Annotated in this window: 17 protein-coding genes; 10 read left to right on the forward strand and 7 right to left on the reverse strand. The window is 52.0% G+C overall.

The genetic code is table 11. The features are described from left to right. The first annotated feature begins 291 nt into the window (after nt 1–291). Together JG50_RS0105640 and JG50_RS0105645 are read left to right on the forward strand one after the other, a co-directional pair. A complete protein-coding gene (locus JG50_RS0105640; RefSeq protein ID WP_033100119.1) occupies nt 292–801 on the forward strand; it encodes a hypothetical protein in 510 nt (169 codons plus the stop codon). A 28-nt stretch (nt 802–829) separates the two neighbouring features. Further along, entirely contained in the window at nt 830–1,222 is a 393-nt protein-coding gene (locus tag JG50_RS0105645) for an acyl-CoA thioesterase (protein WP_033100120.1), read from the forward strand. Nucleotides 1,223–1,333: 111 nt separating this feature from the next. On the opposite strand, the gene JG50_RS0105650 is transcribed toward JG50_RS0105645, so the two are convergent. From JG50_RS0105650 to JG50_RS0105660, 3 genes are all read right to left on the reverse strand, one after another. Beyond that, complete coding sequence (locus JG50_RS0105650) at nt 1,334–1,561, reverse strand: DUF1128 domain-containing protein (RefSeq protein WP_160173818.1); 228 nt, start codon at nt 1,559–1,561, stop codon at nt 1,334–1,336. 140 nt (nt 1,562–1,701) lie between these two features. After that, nucleotides 1,702–2,283 (reverse strand): YdcF family protein, encoded by a 582-nt coding sequence (locus tag JG50_RS0105655; RefSeq protein WP_052154034.1) that lies wholly within the window; start codon nt 2,281–2,283, stop codon nt 1,702–1,704. Between the two features lie 44 nt (nt 2,284–2,327). After that, nucleotides 2,328–2,645, reverse strand: a complete 318-nt coding sequence (locus tag JG50_RS0105660) for an iron-sulfur cluster biosynthesis family protein (protein ID WP_052154035.1) — start codon at nt 2,643–2,645, stop codon at nt 2,328–2,330. Between the two features lie 305 nt (nt 2,646–2,950). Between JG50_RS0105660 and hutU the strand changes: the two genes are divergently transcribed. The 3 genes from hutU to JG50_RS0105675 are packed head-to-tail and all read left to right on the forward strand — an operon-like array spanning nt 2,951 to nt 6,891. Beyond that, complete coding sequence (gene hutU, locus JG50_RS0105665; protein WP_033100123.1) at nt 2,951–4,612, forward strand: urocanate hydratase; 1,662 nt, start codon at nt 2,951–2,953, stop codon at nt 4,610–4,612. Between the two features lie 6 nt (nt 4,613–4,618). Further along, complete coding sequence (gene hutI / locus JG50_RS0105670) at nt 4,619–5,911, forward strand: imidazolonepropionase (RefSeq protein WP_033100124.1); 1,293 nt, start codon at nt 4,619–4,621, stop codon at nt 5,909–5,911. Then, nucleotides 5,893–6,891: an agmatinase family protein gene (locus JG50_RS0105675; protein WP_052154036.1), complete on the forward strand. Its 999-nt coding sequence runs from the start codon at nt 5,893–5,895 to the stop codon at nt 6,889–6,891. The genes hutI and JG50_RS0105675 overlap by 19 nt, the downstream gene beginning before the upstream one ends. 24 nt (nt 6,892–6,915) lie before the next feature. On the opposite strand, the gene JG50_RS0105680 is transcribed toward JG50_RS0105675, so the two are convergent. Then, nucleotides 6,916–8,424, reverse strand: coding sequence for a class I adenylate-forming enzyme family protein (locus tag JG50_RS0105680; RefSeq protein ID WP_033100125.1), 1,509 nt, complete (start codon nt 8,422–8,424; stop codon nt 6,916–6,918). A 409-nt stretch (nt 8,425–8,833) separates the two neighbouring features. On the opposite strand from JG50_RS0105680, the gene tpx reads away from it, so the two are divergent. Next, nucleotides 8,834–9,355 (forward strand): thiol peroxidase, encoded by a 522-nt coding sequence (gene tpx / locus JG50_RS0105685; RefSeq protein ID WP_033100126.1) that lies wholly within the window; start codon nt 8,834–8,836, stop codon nt 9,353–9,355. A 102-nt stretch (nt 9,356–9,457) separates the two neighbouring features. Beyond that, nucleotides 9,458–10,030: an RNA 2',3'-cyclic phosphodiesterase gene (gene thpR, locus JG50_RS0105690; protein WP_152568491.1), complete on the forward strand. Its 573-nt coding sequence runs from the start codon at nt 9,458–9,460 to the stop codon at nt 10,028–10,030. A 4-nt stretch (nt 10,031–10,034) separates the two neighbouring features. Here thpR and thiC read toward each other — a convergent pair whose 3' ends face one another. Next, entirely contained in the window at nt 10,035–11,867 is a 1,833-nt protein-coding gene (thiC, locus tag JG50_RS0105695; RefSeq protein ID WP_081943736.1) for a phosphomethylpyrimidine synthase ThiC, read from the reverse strand. A gap of 602 nt (nt 11,868–12,469) precedes the next feature. Here thiC and JG50_RS18690 point away from each other — a divergent pair. Genes JG50_RS18690 through JG50_RS20630 form a run of 3 tightly spaced genes read left to right on the forward strand, consistent with a single transcriptional unit; the run spans nt 12,470 to nt 13,838 of the window. Beyond that, the gene (locus JG50_RS18690; protein WP_160173819.1) at nt 12,470–13,270 is read left to right on the forward strand and encodes an ATP-binding cassette domain-containing protein; all 801 of its coding nucleotides are present in this window, start codon (nt 12,470–12,472) and stop codon (nt 13,268–13,270) included. Between the two features lie 58 nt (nt 13,271–13,328). Beyond that, nucleotides 13,329–13,679, forward strand: a complete 351-nt coding sequence (locus JG50_RS18120; RefSeq protein WP_235281619.1) for a GNAT family N-acetyltransferase — start codon at nt 13,329–13,331, stop codon at nt 13,677–13,679. A 15-nt stretch (nt 13,680–13,694) separates the two neighbouring features. Then, on the forward strand, nt 13,695–13,838 hold the full coding sequence (locus JG50_RS20630) for a hypothetical protein (protein WP_235281620.1): 144 nt from the start codon (nt 13,695–13,697) through the stop codon (nt 13,836–13,838). Here the strand turns inward: JG50_RS20630 and JG50_RS0105710 are convergent. Both JG50_RS0105710 and acnA read right to left on the reverse strand, forming a co-directional pair. Next, complete coding sequence (locus JG50_RS0105710; protein ID WP_033100128.1) at nt 13,835–14,506, reverse strand: site-2 protease family protein; 672 nt, start codon at nt 14,504–14,506, stop codon at nt 13,835–13,837. The two genes, JG50_RS20630 and JG50_RS0105710, sit on opposite strands and share 4 nt — an antisense overlap. Nucleotides 14,507–14,739: 233 nt before the next feature. Continuing rightward, on the reverse strand, nt 14,740–17,445 hold the full coding sequence (acnA, locus tag JG50_RS0105715) for an aconitate hydratase AcnA (RefSeq protein WP_033100129.1): 2,706 nt from the start codon (nt 17,443–17,445) through the stop codon (nt 14,740–14,742). Nucleotides 17,446–17,512 lie beyond the last annotated feature (67 nt).

The following is a 17,512-nucleotide window of genomic DNA, read 5'->3' on the forward strand; positions in this document are numbered from 1 at the left end:
TTTCTGCTGTCTGATTTGCCTCCGATTCATAATATAATAGTCGTGTAGTTTGCATGATGACCGCAGTGCTTTTTTATTGCAAGAAGACGAAAGAGTTTTTATCAGGAGCATGCAAATTTTAACAAAAATTATTATTTTAAATTTCGTTAAATTGAAGGAATTTTAAGGGGTTACATGGAAATGATTAAATCCCTCTTTTATAAGTGGCTGCAACCGATCATCGTGATGAGGAGAATGGGGGAGAATGCGTTTGTCACAGGGATGACAGCGTGTTTAAGGAGGCATGGGTTGATGAAAATGGGCGATATCATTCCGGCGTTGAAAAAGATGAATGTCAGTCTTAAGCATGAAAAACCGGGTGATATGACAAACGGGCAGCTTCATGCCGTTTTTCGGATTGTGGGCGAAATTCTGGGAGATCAACCGACGGTTACGATCGAAGATGAAGAAGCGTGGATGAAATATAAAAACAATTTTTTAACGCGGCGGGTGTTGCACGCCTGGGCGAAAGCCCGGTTTAAAATTTATTTGAATTCAACATCTGCAACAGAGAAAACAGAAATTATGGCTGAATTGTTTGAACAGATCAAGCCGGTGCTTTTTAAGTGTTTTATTGAAGAGTACGGGGTGGAAGGGCTGCCGTTAAATCCGCTGACCTTCCGTGCCTTTGTATGGAATCAGGCGTACATTGCCAGGAAGTTTCATTGTTATAAAGATGAACAATACTGGAATGAAATGATAGACATGATCGATACGCTGAAAGAAGAGTGTTTTGCCGACCGGTGGAAAAATATTTATTAAAGCGATGTGTGAACTGGGGAGGGAGAAGATGAAAACCTCAATTCAGATTGAAGTGCGGCCAACGGAAATCGATGTGATGGGGCACGTCAATAATGCAAAATATCTGGAATACATGGAATGGAGCCGTGAGGATTGGTATAACTGTACGGGATTGCCTTTTGACGTGTTTACGGAAATGGGAGTGGGGACCGTTACCGTCAATATCAATATCAACTATCGGAAAGAAGCGAAACTGGGGCAGAAACTGACGATCTCTACGGAGCCGATTCGCAAGGGGCGCACCAGTTTTGTATTGAAGCACGAAATCTATAACGAGCAGAACCAGCTGGTGGCTGATGCGGAAGTGACATGTTGTACCATCGACCTGAAAGCGCGCAAATCCGTTCCGCTCCCCAAAGAACTGGCGGCACACTTTGCCTAGCGGAGCGGGGTACATACTTTTGCGGTGAAAGTGGCTGTGCAGACAAGTCATGGATTGTCAAGAAGACAGCGGGCAAGAAGTGGGACGCTGCTTTATGCCCGCTGCCTTCTCTTATTTTTGCCGCAGATCGCGCAGTTCTTCCAGGATGCCTTCGATCTCCATCATGGTCAGCTTTCCCTGCTTTTTTTCAATCAACTCATAGATCTCACGGATTTCCTCATATTGACCGAGATTGAAATCGTTTGGGTTGATCAGAGCGGCATTGACCAACTTGAGCTTCGCTTTGATCTCATTGATGAGATATTCCAGATTGGCCTCGGTTGCCTTTTCCAAATTCACCGTTTCCATCCTCTCTTTGTATGACATTCCTTATTATTGTAACGAAAAAAGGCCGAAAAACCCAGTATGATCGCAGCAATGCTCCGAAAGGCCGGGTGTTTGAGGAATGTGACTTCCTGCGCCCCGGCAGCATTATCCGGCTATTTTTTTAACAATTGTTGCTTGACCAGCGCCAAGCATTCACGCGCTTTGTGATAGGGAACGAACAGAACCTTCGAGTGAACGGGAGAAGGATCGGCCTTGATCCCGAACCATTTGGCATACTGCAAAGCGCGGTACATATGGTAATCGTGTGTGATGACCGTGATGGATGCAAAGGGTTTCTGCTTCAGAATGGCGGCGGAGTATTGCATGTTTTCCTTGGTGTTGGTCGATCGCTTTTCAAGAATGATCCGGTTGCCCGGAACCCCGTGGGCAACCAGGAATTGTTTCATGCTTTCCGCTTCCGTTATTCCTTCCTCTTCCGGTCCTCCGGATAAGAGAAGATAATCCACTTTTCCTTGTTGGTACAGCATGATGGCCGTTTGGCAGCGCTCCTTTAAAGCGGGGCTTGGCTTGCCATCCCACAGTGCGGCACCCAGTACAATACCGAGCTGATAATGGCCCGTTCCGGGTTGGACATCATCATAGCGCGAGACGCAATTCCAGAATACGGCTACGGGGAGGAGGATCAGGAGCGCCATCAAGGCGGTCGCGAATAAGATCCACTTTTTAAACTGCATGGTTTCTCTTTCCTTTTGCGGAGAAATTGATCTTCTGTTTACCTTCATTCAAAAGGGCATTCCGGCATGGATGGCGGGTGTGGATGAAAGATGGAAAATTTCCCGTTTTCCGGATTGAGGTCGATGATGACCCCGTCCAGCCATTCCCGCTCATCGCCGCGCCAGACAAAGGGGACGCCGTTGACAGAAACGGTTTCCATGCGCGCGTCAGCCTCGGTTATTTCCAAGGCGAACGAAAGGCTGTTGCAACCGGTGGTGAGCGGAATAATGCGAACAGCCAGGGAATGGCCGCCGGATTTTTTTTCTTCATAAAGAAGCAGATGCAGTTTGGCCGCGGCGCGGGGGCTGAGATTGATGTTCATGATTTCATCTCCGTCCAGTGAAATTCCAACGGTTCCGAGCAGAGTTCACAAAGAAATATATCAAAAAACAAGGGGTCTGAAAAGAAAGGCATGACCCGGCCTGCATTCGAGTCTGCGTCATTGCGCTAAATCACTAATACAGTCGCTTGCTCCTTGTTTTTATTCAATGTTAATGTAAAAACAAGAAGTTGTTAAATTATAAAATTTTATTTTTATCTGTCGCCTTGGTATTTAGCCGGTCGTGAAATATCATTTGCCTTTATCGTTCCGAAAGTTCTAAACCGATGTCAGAAGGGGGACGGGCTATGCGTGACTGGAGCCGGGAAGTGATTCGTGCACCCCGGGGAACGAAGCTGACGGCCAAAGGATGGATTCAGGAAGCGGCACTGCGAATGCTCATGAACAACCTTGATCCGGATGTGGCCGAAAAGCCGCAGGATCTGGTCGTTTATGGCGGCATCGGCAAAGCGGCGCGCAACTGGGAGGCATTTGCGGCGATTGTGGATACGCTGACCAGACTGGAAGATGATGAAACGCTGTTGGTCCAATCCGGCAAACCGGTTGCGGTGTTCCGAACGCACCGGGATGCGCCGCGGATGCTGTTGGCCAATTCCAATCTCGTTCCGGCCTGGGCAAACTGGGAGACGTTCCGCGAACTGGAGCAAAAAGGGTTGATCATGTTCGGGCAGATGACGGCGGGAAGCTGGATCTATATCGGAACACAAGGAATTTTACAGGGAACGTATGAAACATTTGCCGAAGCGGCCCGGCAACACTTTGGCGGTTCGCTGCGGGGAACCGTCACCGTGACGGCAGGACTCGGCGGAATGGGCGGGGCTCAGCCGCTGGCGGTGACCATGAACGGCGGAGTGATCATCGCTGTTGAATGTGACCCCGCACGGATCGAGCGCCGTTTGGCTACCAGGTATCTGGATATGAAAACGGATTCGCTGGATGAAGCGTTGCAATTGGCCCAAGCGGCAAAACGCGAGGGGCGTCCGCTCTCCATCGGATTGTGTGCCAATGCGGCTGAAATCCTTCCCGAGATGGTCCGGCGCGGATTTATTCCTGATCTGGTCACGGATCAAACTTCGGCGCATGACCCGTTAAACGGCTACCTCCCGGAAGGAATGACTCTGGAAGAAGGGGACCGCTTGCGAGAGACCGATCCCGATGCGTATGTGAAGGCGGCCAAGGCGAGCATGGCCAAGCATGTAACGGCGATGCTGGACATGCAAAAACGCGGCGCTGTCGCTTTCGACTACGGTAATAATATCCGGCAAATGGCTTATGAGGAAGGGGTGAAGGAAGCGTTTAACTTCCCCGGATTTGTGCCGGCTTTCATCCGTCCGCTGTTCTGTGAAGGCAAAGGGCCCTTCCGCTGGGTTGCCCTGTCGGGGGATCCCGAGGACATTTATAAAACGGATGAAGTGATCCTGCGCGAATTTGCCGACAATCAGCATCTGGTGCGCTGGATCAAAATGGCGCAGGAAAAAGTGCAGTTTCAGGGGCTGCCGTCCCGCATTTGCTGGCTCGGATACGGAGAACGGGCAAAATTCGGGCGCATTATTAATGAAATGGTCGCTTCAGGGGAGATTAAAGCACCGATCGTGATCGGGCGTGATCACCTCGATTGCGGATCGGTCGCTTCGCCCAACCGGGAGACGGAAGGGATGAAAGACGGCAGCGATGCCGTTGCCGATTGGCCACTGCTCAACGCCATGATCAATGCCGTCGGCGGAGCCAGTTGGGTTTCCCTGCATCATGGCGGGGGCGTCGGAATGGGTTATTCAATCCATGCAGGCATGGTGATCGTGGCCGACGGAACACCGGAAGCGGGCAAACGGCTGGAACGGGTGCTGACCACCGATCCGGGCATGGGCATTGTCCGCCATGTGGACGCCGGTTATGAACGGGCGATCCGGACAGCGAAAAAACACGGGATTCAGATTCCGATGATGGAGTGAGGAACGATGAACCGATGGCTGATTCACGGCGCGAGCCAGCTCCTCACCTTGAAGGGGGCCAGCGACCGGCCGAAGCGCGGCAAGCAGATGTCCGAATTGGGCATCATAGAGCAGGGCAGTCTGGCCATTGAAAATGAGCGGATTTTCGCGGTTGGCAGCAGGGAAGAGATGGAGCGGGAGGTCCGATTGCGCTGGGGCGGGCTTGACGGGGTCCGGGTGCTGAATGCCGCCGGCAAAGTGGTGATGCCGGGATTGATCGACCCCCACACGCATCTGGTCTTTGCCGGAACGAGGGAATATGAGCTGGAGATGAGGTTAAACGGCCGCACCTATTTGGAAATTTTGCAAGCAGGAGGCGGCATTCTGGCCACCACGGCCATGACGAGAAGCGCGACGGAAGAGGAACTGACGGAACAGACACTGAAGCGGTTGGATCGCTTTTTGCTCCACGGTGTCACCACGGTTGAAGCAAAAAGCGGCTACGGGCTGACGCTGCAGGATGAGTTGAAACAATTGCGCGTGGCCAGGCGGGTTCATGAGGAACATCCGGTCGATGTTGTTTCCACTTTTATGGGAGCCCACGCGATTCCGGAGGAATATAAGCATGATCCCGAAGAATATGTGCGCCTGGTGATCGGGGAAATGATCCCCCGTGTTGCCGGGGAAGGTTTGGCGGAGTTTTGTGATGTTTTTTGTGAGAAGGGTGTTTTTTCGCTTGAGCAAACGGAACGCATTTTAACGGAGGCCAAAAGGTGGGGATTGGTGCCGAAATTGCATGCCGATGAGCTGGAACCGATGGGTGGCGCTGAATTGGCCGCGCGGATCGGAGCGATTTCCGCAGACCATCTGCTGAAGGTTTCCGATCGCGGGATTCGCGCCATGGCGGAAGCGGGGGTCGTCGCCGTTCTGCTGCCGGGCACCGCTTTTTTCCTGATGGCTCCCTGTGCCCGGGCCCGCGACATGCTGGAAGCGGGTGTGCCGGTTGCGCTTTCCACCGATTTTAATCCCGGTTCATCACCGACGGTTTCGCTGCCGGTCATCATGAATCTGGCTTGTTTAAACATGAAGATGACGCCGGCCGAAGTGATTGCCGCTGCGACGATCAACAGCGCCCACGCCATCGGCAAAGCGGGAGAGATCGGCAGTCTTGAGCCGGGCAAACAAGCGGATATTTTGATCCTGGATGCTCCGAACTACGCCCATCTTTCTTATCACTACGGAGTGAATTTGACTGATTCGGTCTTTAAAAAAGGGGAATTGGTTGTGCAGGGAGGGAGACGATGCGATCTGCCCATCTGAATCCGCCGCCGTTCATCCATCAAACGGGTGGAAGCGATCCCTTTGATCCCAAGGTGAGCGGTTGGATTTTGCCGTGGGATGGCAAAGAGGAAATGGATGTAGGGTTTATCGGGGTTCCGCTTTCGCGTTCCTCGATCAGCGCTTCTGCCGCCAGTGAAGCGCCGATGGCCGTCAGACAGAGCTGGCGCAGTTTTTCCACCTACGATGTGGATCACGATGTAGACCTGTTTCCGCTTAAGGTGCGGGATCTTGGCGACATTCGCATGCATGTGACGGATATTTCGCTGTGCCACCGCCACATTGAACAAGGGATGAAAGATGTCTATGAGGCGACTGCCCGTTTTCCTGATTTTCTGCCGGTGATCATGGGCGGGGATCACTCGATTACCTGCCCGTCCGTGAAATCTTTTGCGCAGTTTCATTCGGGAAAAAAGATCGGGCTGTTGCAGTTTGACACCCATTTTGATGTGCGGAGCCTGGAGAGCGGGGGGCCGAGTAATGGCACGCCGATTCGCGGATTGATCGAGTCAGGTACGATTCAGGGGGAAAACATTGTGCAGATCGGCATTCACGGTTTTGCCAACGCAGCGGTTTACCGGCGATATGTCGATGAGCAGGGGATTGTCTTTTTTACCATGCGCGAAGTGCGCAGCCGGGGTCTTTCAGCAATTATGGAAGAGGCGGTTTCCCGGTTGAAGGAAAAGGTTGATCTGATCTATGTGACCGTGGATATCGACGTGCTGGATCTTTCCTTTCTGCCGGGATCTCCGGGCCCTTCCCCGGGCGGAATGTTCTCATGGGAGATGTTCGAAGCGGTGCATCGGTTGGGAAAGGAAGAACAGGTAAAAGCACTTGATCTTGTCTGCCTCGATCCGTTTCGCGATGTGGCCGGAGTTTCGGTAAAAACGGCGATGCACACGATTTTATCCTTCCTGTCCGGGGGTTGTCTGCGGCGGAGAGGGGTAGAAGACAGCCTGTGAGTCAGCTTCTCACAGGCTGTTTGTTTATTCCTGATTGGCATATTTTCGCAAGAGGTATTTCAATGTTTTGCCCATGCTGTTTTTCGGCAGCTCGTCAATAAACTCCACGTCATATAACTTGTAATCGGCCAGGTGTTTGCGCGCATGGGCGAGGATCTTATCCGCCGTGATTAAGGCCCCTTCCTTTAACACAACATAGGCGCGCGGCAATTCTCCCCAGACCGGATGCTTCACACCGACAACGGCCACATCGCTGATTTCCTCCAACTGCATGAGGATGCTTTCCACTTCGGCCGGAAAAACTTTTTCACCGCTGCAGATGATCATATCACGCAGGCGATCGATGATATACAAAAATCCGTCTTCGTCTAATTTGCCGACATCTTTTGTGTAATACCAGCCGCCATGAATCACTTTTTGCGATTCCTCGTTGTTCTTCCAATAGCCGAGAAATACCTGTTCCCCGCGGACAACCACTTCACCGTACTCTCCCGGCGGCAGTTCTTCGCCAGTAACAGGATCGAGAATCTTGATTTCCGTTAAATAAAGTCCTTTTCCCACTGAATGGCATTTATCCAATCCCATGTTGGGCATCCAGTATGTAATCGCACCCGTAAATTCCGTTGCCCCGTAAACCTGATTGATGGAATAGCCCAATTCGTACATACCCTTGATCAGATGGGGCGGCACCAGTGATCCGCCGCAGACGATGCTCCTGAGCGAGGTGGTGTCGCGGTTGCAGCTTTTGGCTGTTTCCAGCATATAAGTCAGCATGGACGGGACGGACATCATGCCGGTGATTTTTTCGGCTTCGACCAGATCCCAGAGCTGAACCGGATTAAATTGGGGAGCCAGAATTAATGTCATGCCGCGAATGATCGCATTGATAATAAACATCATTCCGCTGATATGAAACAGAGGCGTGACAAACAGAAAACGGTCGGCCAATCGCAAATCCAGCGTATTGATATTGGCAAGTCCGGCGGCATAAATATTTTTGTGCGAGCAGACGACGCCTTTTGGTTTTCCGGTCGTCCCGGAGGTATAGATGATTATGGCCGGGTCATATTCCTCAACCGGGAGGTTTGGCTCCGTGTCGGGATAGTAAGAAAGCAAGTCGGCAAAGGAGTCATGGTTTTCATCCCGGTATATGCGGATCGCTTCTTCCAGTTCCGGCAGGTTGCCGATCTCTGCGATTGCCTGCTGAAACGCATGATCAAAAAACAGCAATTTTGCCCCGGAGTCCTGCAAAATCCATCCGATCTCGGCCGGCTTTAACCGCCAGTTGATCGGGACGGCAATCGCACCGATTTTTGCCGCAGCCAGGAAAATGAGGGGAAAAGGATAATCATTGGACAAGAGAAAAGCGATTCTGTCTCCTTTTCCCACATTGCGCTGCAACAGGAAATTCGCCAGGCGGTTGACGAGGGAAGCATATTCTTTATAAGTGATTCGTTTTCCGGCAGAGACGACTGCTTCAAGATTAGGAGTCAAATAAGTTCGACTGCGCAAAAGTTCACCGAGCGTATTCATGAATGGCCTCCATTTAAAATTTGATGAAGTAAGGGGAGGATGTTTGGATCGAGTAATATAATTTAAAATAAATATTTTATGAAATGATCCAAATCCTCTTTTCATAATAAAGAAGGAAAGCGGTTATTTCAATCTTGTGAATAAGGGAAGCGATGCGAAAGATCGCTCTTGTCAATGAAGGTGAATCTCTTCGGAATCATATGGAATTTAATCCTTGAGACATTGCTGACCAAGCATTTGCGGTTGATCGTGTATGTATGAGCACTCCAGTGAGAAACGGTGTCCGCTTCGGGAAAAAAGTGAACGGACAGGCGTCGTCCGGGGAGAATTCATCGGAATGGCTTGTTTCCCTTCAAAGGGAACTCATGGTAAGATAGAGAAGAATTCATGAAATAGGAGGCTGGTTGTGATGGCAGTAGAACGTCATGGAGCCGTGACATTTAAAGGCAACCCGGTTACCCTCATCGGCCCGGAGCTCAAAGTGGGCGATCAAGCACCGAACTTCACCGTATTGGCGAATGATCTTTCTCCGGTCACCCTGGAGGACAGCAAAGGGCAGGTTCGCATCATCAGCGTGGTTCCTTCCCTGGACACAGGCGTCTGTGATCTGCAAACCCGCCGTTTTAACGAAGAAGCCGCCAAATTGGACGGAGTGAAAGTTCTTACGGTCAGCGTTGACCTTCCATTTGCACAAAAACGCTGGTGCGGTGCAGCCGGAGTGGAAAATGTGCAAACGCTCTCCGACCATCGTGATCTTTCGTTCGGCACGGCCTACGGGGTGGCAATCAAAGAATTGCGCTTGTTGACCCGGGCTGTTTTCGTTGTCGACCAAAATGACAAGGTGGTTTATGTTGAATACGTAAAAGAAGCAACCAACCATCCTGACTACGAAGCACCTGTTCTTGCCGCCAAAAAAGCGCTGGGTCAATAAGTTACATAAAGCGGGAGAATGATTTATGCGCATAAAGGAAGGGGACCCTGTAACAGATGAGGGTCCCCTTTTTAAATCTTGAAAACAAAGGAAGTGAGCGATTTGCAACGTCAGCCTGAACCGCGATTGTTCATTGCCGTTTCCCTGCCTGCCGGACTGAAACGGATGCTGGCAGACTGGTGTGAAAAACAGAGCGAAACTTGGGCTTTCGGCAAATGGGTGAATCAGGAAGACTATCATATCACCCTGAAATTTTTGGGCAATTGCACTCCGCGGCAAATCAGGGAAATAACGGAGGAACTGCGCGGACTGGCAGCGGTTGCTTCCCCCTTTTCCCTGACGCTTGCGGGACTGGGAACGTTTGGCCGCCCTGCCTCACCGCGAATTTTGTGGGCCGGGGTCAGCGGGGATTTGCCGGCTTTGACATCGCTTGAACAAAAGATCGGAAACAGACTGGCTCCGCTTGGCTTTCCCCGCGAAGAGCGCCCATACCGCCCGCATGTGACATTGGCGCGAAAATGCCAAATGCATGATTTTCCGGCCCCGGAACTGTTACAGGCGGCATGGCCGGAGAGACTGACGCAGACTTGGATCGTCCGGGAATTGATCCTGTATGAAACGAAATTGGGAAAACAGCCCATGTATCACGCAATGGCCCGTTTCCCATTCCGCTGATCGCTTATTTGTAGATCGATGAACCGGATTGTTTGAATTCGGCCGCCTTTTCCTTCATTCCTGCTTCTGCAGCTTCTGCCAGCGCCAATCCGTTTTTCTCCGCGTATTCGCGAATATCCTGCGTGATGCGCATGCTGCAGAATTTGGGCCCGCACATGGAACAGAAGTGAGCCGTTTTCGCAGGTTCGGCCGGCAGGGTTTCGTCATGGAACGCTCTGGCCCGTTCCGGATCGAGCGATAGATTGAACTGGTCGACCCACCGGAACTCAAAACGCGCTTTGGACAAGGCGTCATCGCGAATTTGCGCGCCGGGATGACCTTTTGCCAGATCGGCAGCGTGTGCGGCGATCTTATAGGCGATCACCCCTTCTTTTACATCTTCTTTGTTCGGCAGGCCCAGGTGCTCTTTCGGAGTGACATAACAGAGCATCGCGGTTCCGTGCCACCCGATCAGCGCTGCACCGATGGCCGAGGTGATATGGTCATAACCGGGAGCGATGTCGGTGGTCAATGGACCTAATGTATAGAAAGGAGCTTCATGGCAGATTTTTTGTTCGATATCGATATTTTCTTTGATTTTATGGAGCGGTACATGGCCTGGTCCTTCGATCATTACCTGCACGTCATATTCCCATGCAATTTTCGTTAACTCTCCCAGTGTGTGAAGCTCCGCCATCTGTGCCTCGTCATTGGCATCGGCGATCGACCCGGGGCGCAATCCGTCGCCGAGCGAGACGGAAATATCATAGGTTCTCAGGATTTCGCAAATCTCCCGGAAATGGGTGTACAGGAAGTTTTCTTCATGGTGTGCCAGACACCAGGCAGCCATGATCGAACCACCGCGGGAGACGATTCCGGTCACGCGGTTTGCGGTCAGCGGAACATATCGCAGCAGCACACCGGCATGAATGGTGAAGTAATCGACTCCCTGCTCCGCCTGTTCAATCAGGGTATCGCGGTACACTTCCCATGTCAGATCTTCCAGAACGCCGTTCACTTTTTCCAGCGCCTGATAAATCGGCACGGTTCCCACCGGCACGGGTGAGTTGCGGATAATCCATTCCCGGGTATTGTGGATGTTTTTCCCCGTGGACAGATCCATAATGGTATCGGCGCCCCACAACGTCGCCCAAGTCATTTTTTCCACCTCTTCTTCAATGGAGGAAGAAACGGCGGAGTTACCAATATTGGCATTGATTTTGACATGAAAATTTTTGCCGATGATCATCGGTTCGGCTTCCGGATGGTTGATGTTGGCCGGGATGATGGCGCGTCCGCTGGCCACCTCCTGCCGGACGAATTCGGGATCCAGGTTTTCACGGATGGCGACGAATTCCATTTCCGGCGTGATGATTCCTTTTTTGGCGTAATGCATCTGCGTCACCGTTTTACCGGCTTTGGCGCGCAACGGCCGAACATTGGGATGCGGGAATGTGTCGAGCTGCCGGACTTTTTCTTCCGACCGGTATCCGTTGTCGACCGGTTGTACCTGCCGGCCTTCATATTCCTCTACATCGCCCCGCTCCAGAATCCATTTTTGCCGCAGTTTGGGCAAGCCCTTGCGCAGGTCGATCTTCGCTTGCGGGTCGGTATAGAGGCCGCTCGTGTCATAGACGCGAACCGGATCATTCGGGGTTTCCCCGCGCCAGTCCTTAGTCGGGGACAGTGAAATTTCCCGCATCGGAACGCGGAGATCGGGACGTGATCCTTCGACATACACTTTCTTGCTGTTGGGATAAAAGTAGCGGTTCAATTTGCTTTCCTCCTGTTTTGTGGATAGGGTCCACAAGGAGAAAACGGGAGAGGATAAATGAGGGAAGAGAAATAAAATAGCCATACACCAAGCGCGTATGACTGGAAAATGGAGAAAATTTGCGAAAAGGAGATGCAATGATCCCTATTCATCCATTCCTACGCTGGCATTACCCAGATCAGGTTCACCGGTCGGCGGCAGAGTTCTCCGCCCTCTCAGCCTGGCTCACTCCAAGCTCCCGTTTCTCGCATATGGAATTCTACACTTTCAACCTATCACAGAAGGAGGATGGGGTCAATCCATTCCTTTGCCAAAACAGAATGTCACCCAATTGAAAAAAGATTCTCCTTTAAATCGTCCACTTGGATTTTATTGTAAGTTATACTAGAATTAATAAAGAATATAAAGGTCAGAATTTATCACGTATTTGGACAGATGGATGTTTGATCCTCTCACTCAGGCTTTTTAATAACCCCATGAAAATCAAGATCTTTTCTTACATAAAAACATTTGTCTGACACAGCGCCGGAAGAAAAATTTTTTGAAAAATCAGGAGGGGGGATGGCGGCCTGCTGACTGATCAGCAGAAACGCTGGGTCAGGGGGGCGCAACCCGAAAACCATGCCTTTCACAGAACACTTGATTTGGACAGACTTGCAATTCGGCCGGAAAGGGTGACGTTACCGTTGCGTATAGATTGGTTCCATTTGAGAAAAACATTTGATTCTTACGATGCGTCAAGACGATCCTTCCGTTCGCCCTGCCTGGGATTGCTCGATTTTTCCGCTTCGATCCGGGCCGGAGTTACCGTTATATTGGGCCCGAAAGGCGCGGGCAAAACCACGCTGTTGCGTTTAACCGCCATGGTTTCTGTCCCGGATGACGGACGGATTATTTATCAATGGGGTGAGCAAAAATCGTACGTTTGGTCGAAGGGAAATGCGACGGCCGGCTCATCCTTTTTGACGGAGCTGAAGGGAAAAATCAGTTATGTTCCCGTTCACTGCAGATGGGAGACGGACATGACCGTTGAAAAAGCGTTTTTGTATGAAGCGCAGTTGAAGCGCGTGATGAATCCGCGAAGAAAGAGTGCTGAAATCGTGGCCAAATGGGGGTTGGCCGGTTTTCGCCGCTCGTTTGTCAGTGAGCTGTCCGGAGGAGCTTTTAAACGCTTTTTATTGGCTCACAGTTTGCTGGTCGATCCCTCCATCTGGATTTTGGATGAACCGACCGAGGGATTGGATGAATTGGGCAAAAAACTTTTGTGGCGGGAGTTGCGATCCAATCCGCAAGGCCGGATTACCATGATCGCCACGGAAAAGGACATGGAGCTGGCGGAGGCGGCTGATGACTTGATCTTGATGGAGGCAGGGGCATGCCGCCGGATCGGCAAAAAGAAATACCTCGCAGCCAGTGTGCCGGAAGGAACCGTGGCTGCCTGGTACCAGGCGATGCAGGCATTTGCCAACCTGCGCCATTTCCGGTAGCGTCGCAAACCTCAGATTATGGAAAGCAACATACCTGATGAAAAGGGGAGTCAACAGCATGACGAAAACTATCATCCGCGCCCCCGAATCGGGTGAAGAGCAGGAGTGGTTGCGGCGCTTGTGGCAGAAGGAATGGGGCGGAGCAAAGATGGTTTCCAAAGGGAACGTTTTTCATCTGCATGAGTTGTCCGCCCTGATCGCGATTCAGCGAGGGAAGCCGGTGGGAGCCGTCACGTTTGCGATTCGGGCCGATGCGGCGGAGATCCTGAGCCTCAATGCGCTGATCCCAAACTGCGGGGTGGGCGGCAGCCTGCTCCGGGCGGTTGAGCAAAAGGTGAGAGAGCAGGGCGGGAAGCGCATCTGTCTGATCACAACCAACGACAATCTGAATGCTTTGCGTTTTTATTAAAAACGGGGGTACCGGATGGTTGCTCTTTACCCGGGAGCGGTTGACGAGGCGCGCAAACAAAAACCCTCCATTCCGCTGGTCGGAAATGAGGGCATTCCGCTGCATGATGAGATTGAATTGGAAAAGCGCTTGCCGGGAGCAGAGGATTCTTCTCTTTAAAACAGAAAATGCAGCCAATCGCTCATGGCATTAATTGTACCGGGGATGAAAAAAGAGAAGTAAGGGGCCAAGACAAAGTTTCCGAGTGGAGTGACCGCCAGAATGATGAACAGGAGCCAGCCGTACGATTCATATTGATGCATTTTCGCCCGCGTTTCATTGGAAACCAGATCTTCGATGAAGCGATACCCGTCCAGGGGTGGAAACGGCAGAATGTTGAAGAAGAAAAGAAGGATATTGAAATGGACCATGATGGAAAAAAAGGTGGTCATGATGCCGATCATGTTCGGAGTAAGGCTGGCATACCAGGAAAACTGCTGCAACAGGTCCCAGATGAACAGGGACAGAAAGGCCAGGAGAAGGTTGCTCAAGGGGCCGGCGATGGTAATGAGCGGACCGACCAGTTTGCGATTGCGCAGATAAAAACGATTGACCGGCACGGGTTTTGCCCAGCCAAATCCGGCTATGATCACCAACAGCGCCCCGAGCGGATCAAGATGGGCCGCCGGATTTAATGTGAGCCTTCCTTCATTTTTGGCTGTCGGGTCTCCAAAGCGGTAAGCGGTATAGGCATGAGCGAATTCATGGACGGTAAAAGCGATCAGGAGCGTGACCAGGATGAAGGGAAGCTGGGATAGCGGATAGGCCAGCCAGGATGAAAAATTCACAGGGCATCACCTTTTTCGAGATAATCAAAAAGCAGTGCCGAGTGGGTGGCACTGCTTTCATCATAACATTTGGATCAATTCAATGCGATTGCCAAACGGATTTAGAAATTCAAAACGGGCATGCCCGGGGATGGAAACGGAAGGCTTAACCGGGATACCAGGAACGGTGAGCCGTTCTTCCCATGCGCCCGGGTCATCGAAGAGATCATTCCTGACCGGGATTCTTACCCGCTTTAACCGTTGAGGATTTGGCGCAAGACCGTTTGCAAAATACCGCCGTTGCGGTAATATTCCACATCGACCACGCTGTCCAGGCGCACGTCGACATCGAATTCAACCGTGCTTCCGTCCGGTTTGGTCGCTTTCACTTTCAGGGTTTGACCCGGAGCGATTTGATCGTTCAAACCGATGATATCAATGGTTTCTTTTCCGGTCAGGCCGAGCGATTTCCAGCTTTGGCCATCTTTGAATTGCAGCGGGAGCACGCCCATGCCCACGAGGTTGCTGCGATGGATGCGCTCAAAGCTTTCGGCGATCACGGCTTTGACCCCGAGCAGGTTGGTTCCTTTTGCGGCCCAGTCACGGGAGCTGCCGGTGCCGTATTCCTTGCCGGCGATGACGACGAGCGGGGTGTTTTCCTCTTTGTATTTCATCGCCGCATCGTAGATGGACATCACTTGACCGCTCGGAACGTGTTCCGTCACGCCGCCTTCCGATCCCGGTACCACCTGGTTGCGGATGCGGATGTTGGCAAAGGTGCCGCGGGTCATAACACGGTCGTTTCCGCGCCGTGAACCGTAGGAGTTGAAGTCTTTTACGCTGACGCCGTTTTCTTGCAGGTAGCGTCCGGCCGGGCTGTTGGTGGCGATGCTTCCTGCCGGCGAGATGTGGTCGGTGGTCACGGAATCACCGAGGAGAGCCAGGATGTGTGCGCCGGAAATCGGTTTAATCTCTTCCACTTCCGGTGACAGGCCGACAAAGAAAGGCGGTTCCTGGATATAGGTCGATTTTTCATCCCACTCATACAGAACGCCTTTTGGTGTGGGCAGTTGGTTCCAGCGTTCGTTGGCATCAAACACTTTGGCATACTGTTTGCGGAATTGTTCCGCGCTGATGGCGCTGGCCATCACATCGCTGATCTCCTGCGAAGACGGCCAGATATCTTTTAAATAAACCGGCTGTCCGCTCGGATCGTGGCCGATCGGCTCTTTTTCAAAATCGATGTTGACTGTTCCGGCGAGGGCATAAGCGACAACCAGCGGCGGGGAAGCCAGGTAGTTTGCTTTCACCAGCGGATGGATGCGCCCTTCAAAGTTACGGTTACCGGAGAGGACAGAGGCGACGGTCAGGTCGTTTTCCTCAATCGCTCTGCTCACATCATCAGAGAGAGGGCCGCTGTTTCCGATACAAGTGGCGCAACCGTAACCGGCCACGGTGAAGCCGAGTTTTGCCAGCGGTTCAATCAGGTTCGCCTTGGTCAAATAGTCGGTTACGACTTTGGAACCGGGGGTTAAGCTGCTTTTCACGTAAGCAGGTACGCTCAGGCCTTTTTCGACCGCTTTCTTCGCCACCAAACCGGCGCCGACCATCACGGACGGGTTGGATGTGTTGGTACAGCTGGTGATGGCTGCAATCACAACCGAGCCTTGTTTCAGTTCATAAGTGGTTCCGTCGGGACGGGTAACGCTGACCGATTTGCTGATTTCCTGGTCGGACAGGCCGAATCCGCGCTCATCAATCGGTTTGCGCAAGGTTTCATTCCAGGATTCTTTCATTTTGCTCAGCTCAATGCGGTCTTGCGGGCGTTTTGGTCCGGACAAGCTTGGAACGACGGTCGACAGGTCGAGTTCGATCGTATCGGTGTATACCGGATCAGGTGTTTCATCCGTACGGAAGAGGCCTTGTGCCGTGTAGTATTCTTTTACGAGCTGCACGAGGCTTTCATCGCGCCCGGTGTTGCGCAGGTAGTTGAGCGATTCTTCGTCAACCGGGAAGAAACCGATCGTGGCACCGTATTCCGGAGCCATATTGGCAACCGTCGCACGGTCGGCCAGGCTCAGATTGGACAGACCGGAACCGTAGAACTCGACGAACTTGCCGACAACGCCTTTTTTGCGCAGCATTTCGGTGACGGTGAGGGCGAGGTCGGTTGCAGTGGCTCCTTCAGCCAGTTTTCCGGTCAGTTTAAAGCCGATCACTTCTGGGGTGATGAAGTAGAGCGGTTGCCCGAGCATGCATGCTTCGGCTTCAATGCCGCCAACGCCCCAGCCGACAACGCCGAGCCCGTTGATCATGGTGGTGTGGGAGTCGGTACCGACAAGCGAATCCGGGAATACCACTTTTTCGCCGTCCACTTCCCGGGTCACGGCCACATTGGCCAAATATTCCAAGTTTACCTGGTGGACGATGCCGGTTGCCGGAGGAACAGCGCGGAAGTTATCCAGGGATTCGGCAGCCCAGCGCAAGAGTCGGTAACGCTCTTCGTTGCGTTTGAACTCCAGGTCCATGTTGTACTCCAAAGCATCGCTAGTTCCGGCTTTATCGACCATCACGGAGTGGTCGATGACCAGATCAACGGGAATGAGCGGGTTGATGCGTTTGGGATCACCGCCGACGCGCGCCATGGCTGAGCGCAGTGCAGCAAGGTCCACAACGGCCGGTACCCCGGTGAAATCCTGCAGCACGATCCGCGCGGGTTTGAAGGCGATTTCTTTGTCGGAACGCTTTTCTGCCCAGGTGGCCAATTGTTCGATATGTTCTTTTGTTACGGATTTTCCATCAAATTGGCGTACGGCTGCTTCCAGCAGCACTTTAATGGAGAATGGCAATTTGGAGACAGAGCCGACTCCTTGTTCTTCCAATCCGCTTAAACGGTAGTACACATATTCCTGATTTTCAACGGTCAGTTTGGAGCGGACGTTGAACAAATCCTTTGCCATGCGGGCAACCTCCTTTGCGGGTTGGTTTCGTCTGGTGAAACAAGGTTCTAAATTCGATACCATTATA

It is taken from the genome of Thermoactinomyces daqus (assembly GCF_000763315.1).
GTDB classification, from domain to species: Bacteria; Bacillota; Bacilli; order Thermoactinomycetales; family Thermoactinomycetaceae; genus Thermoactinomyces_A; species Thermoactinomyces_A daqus.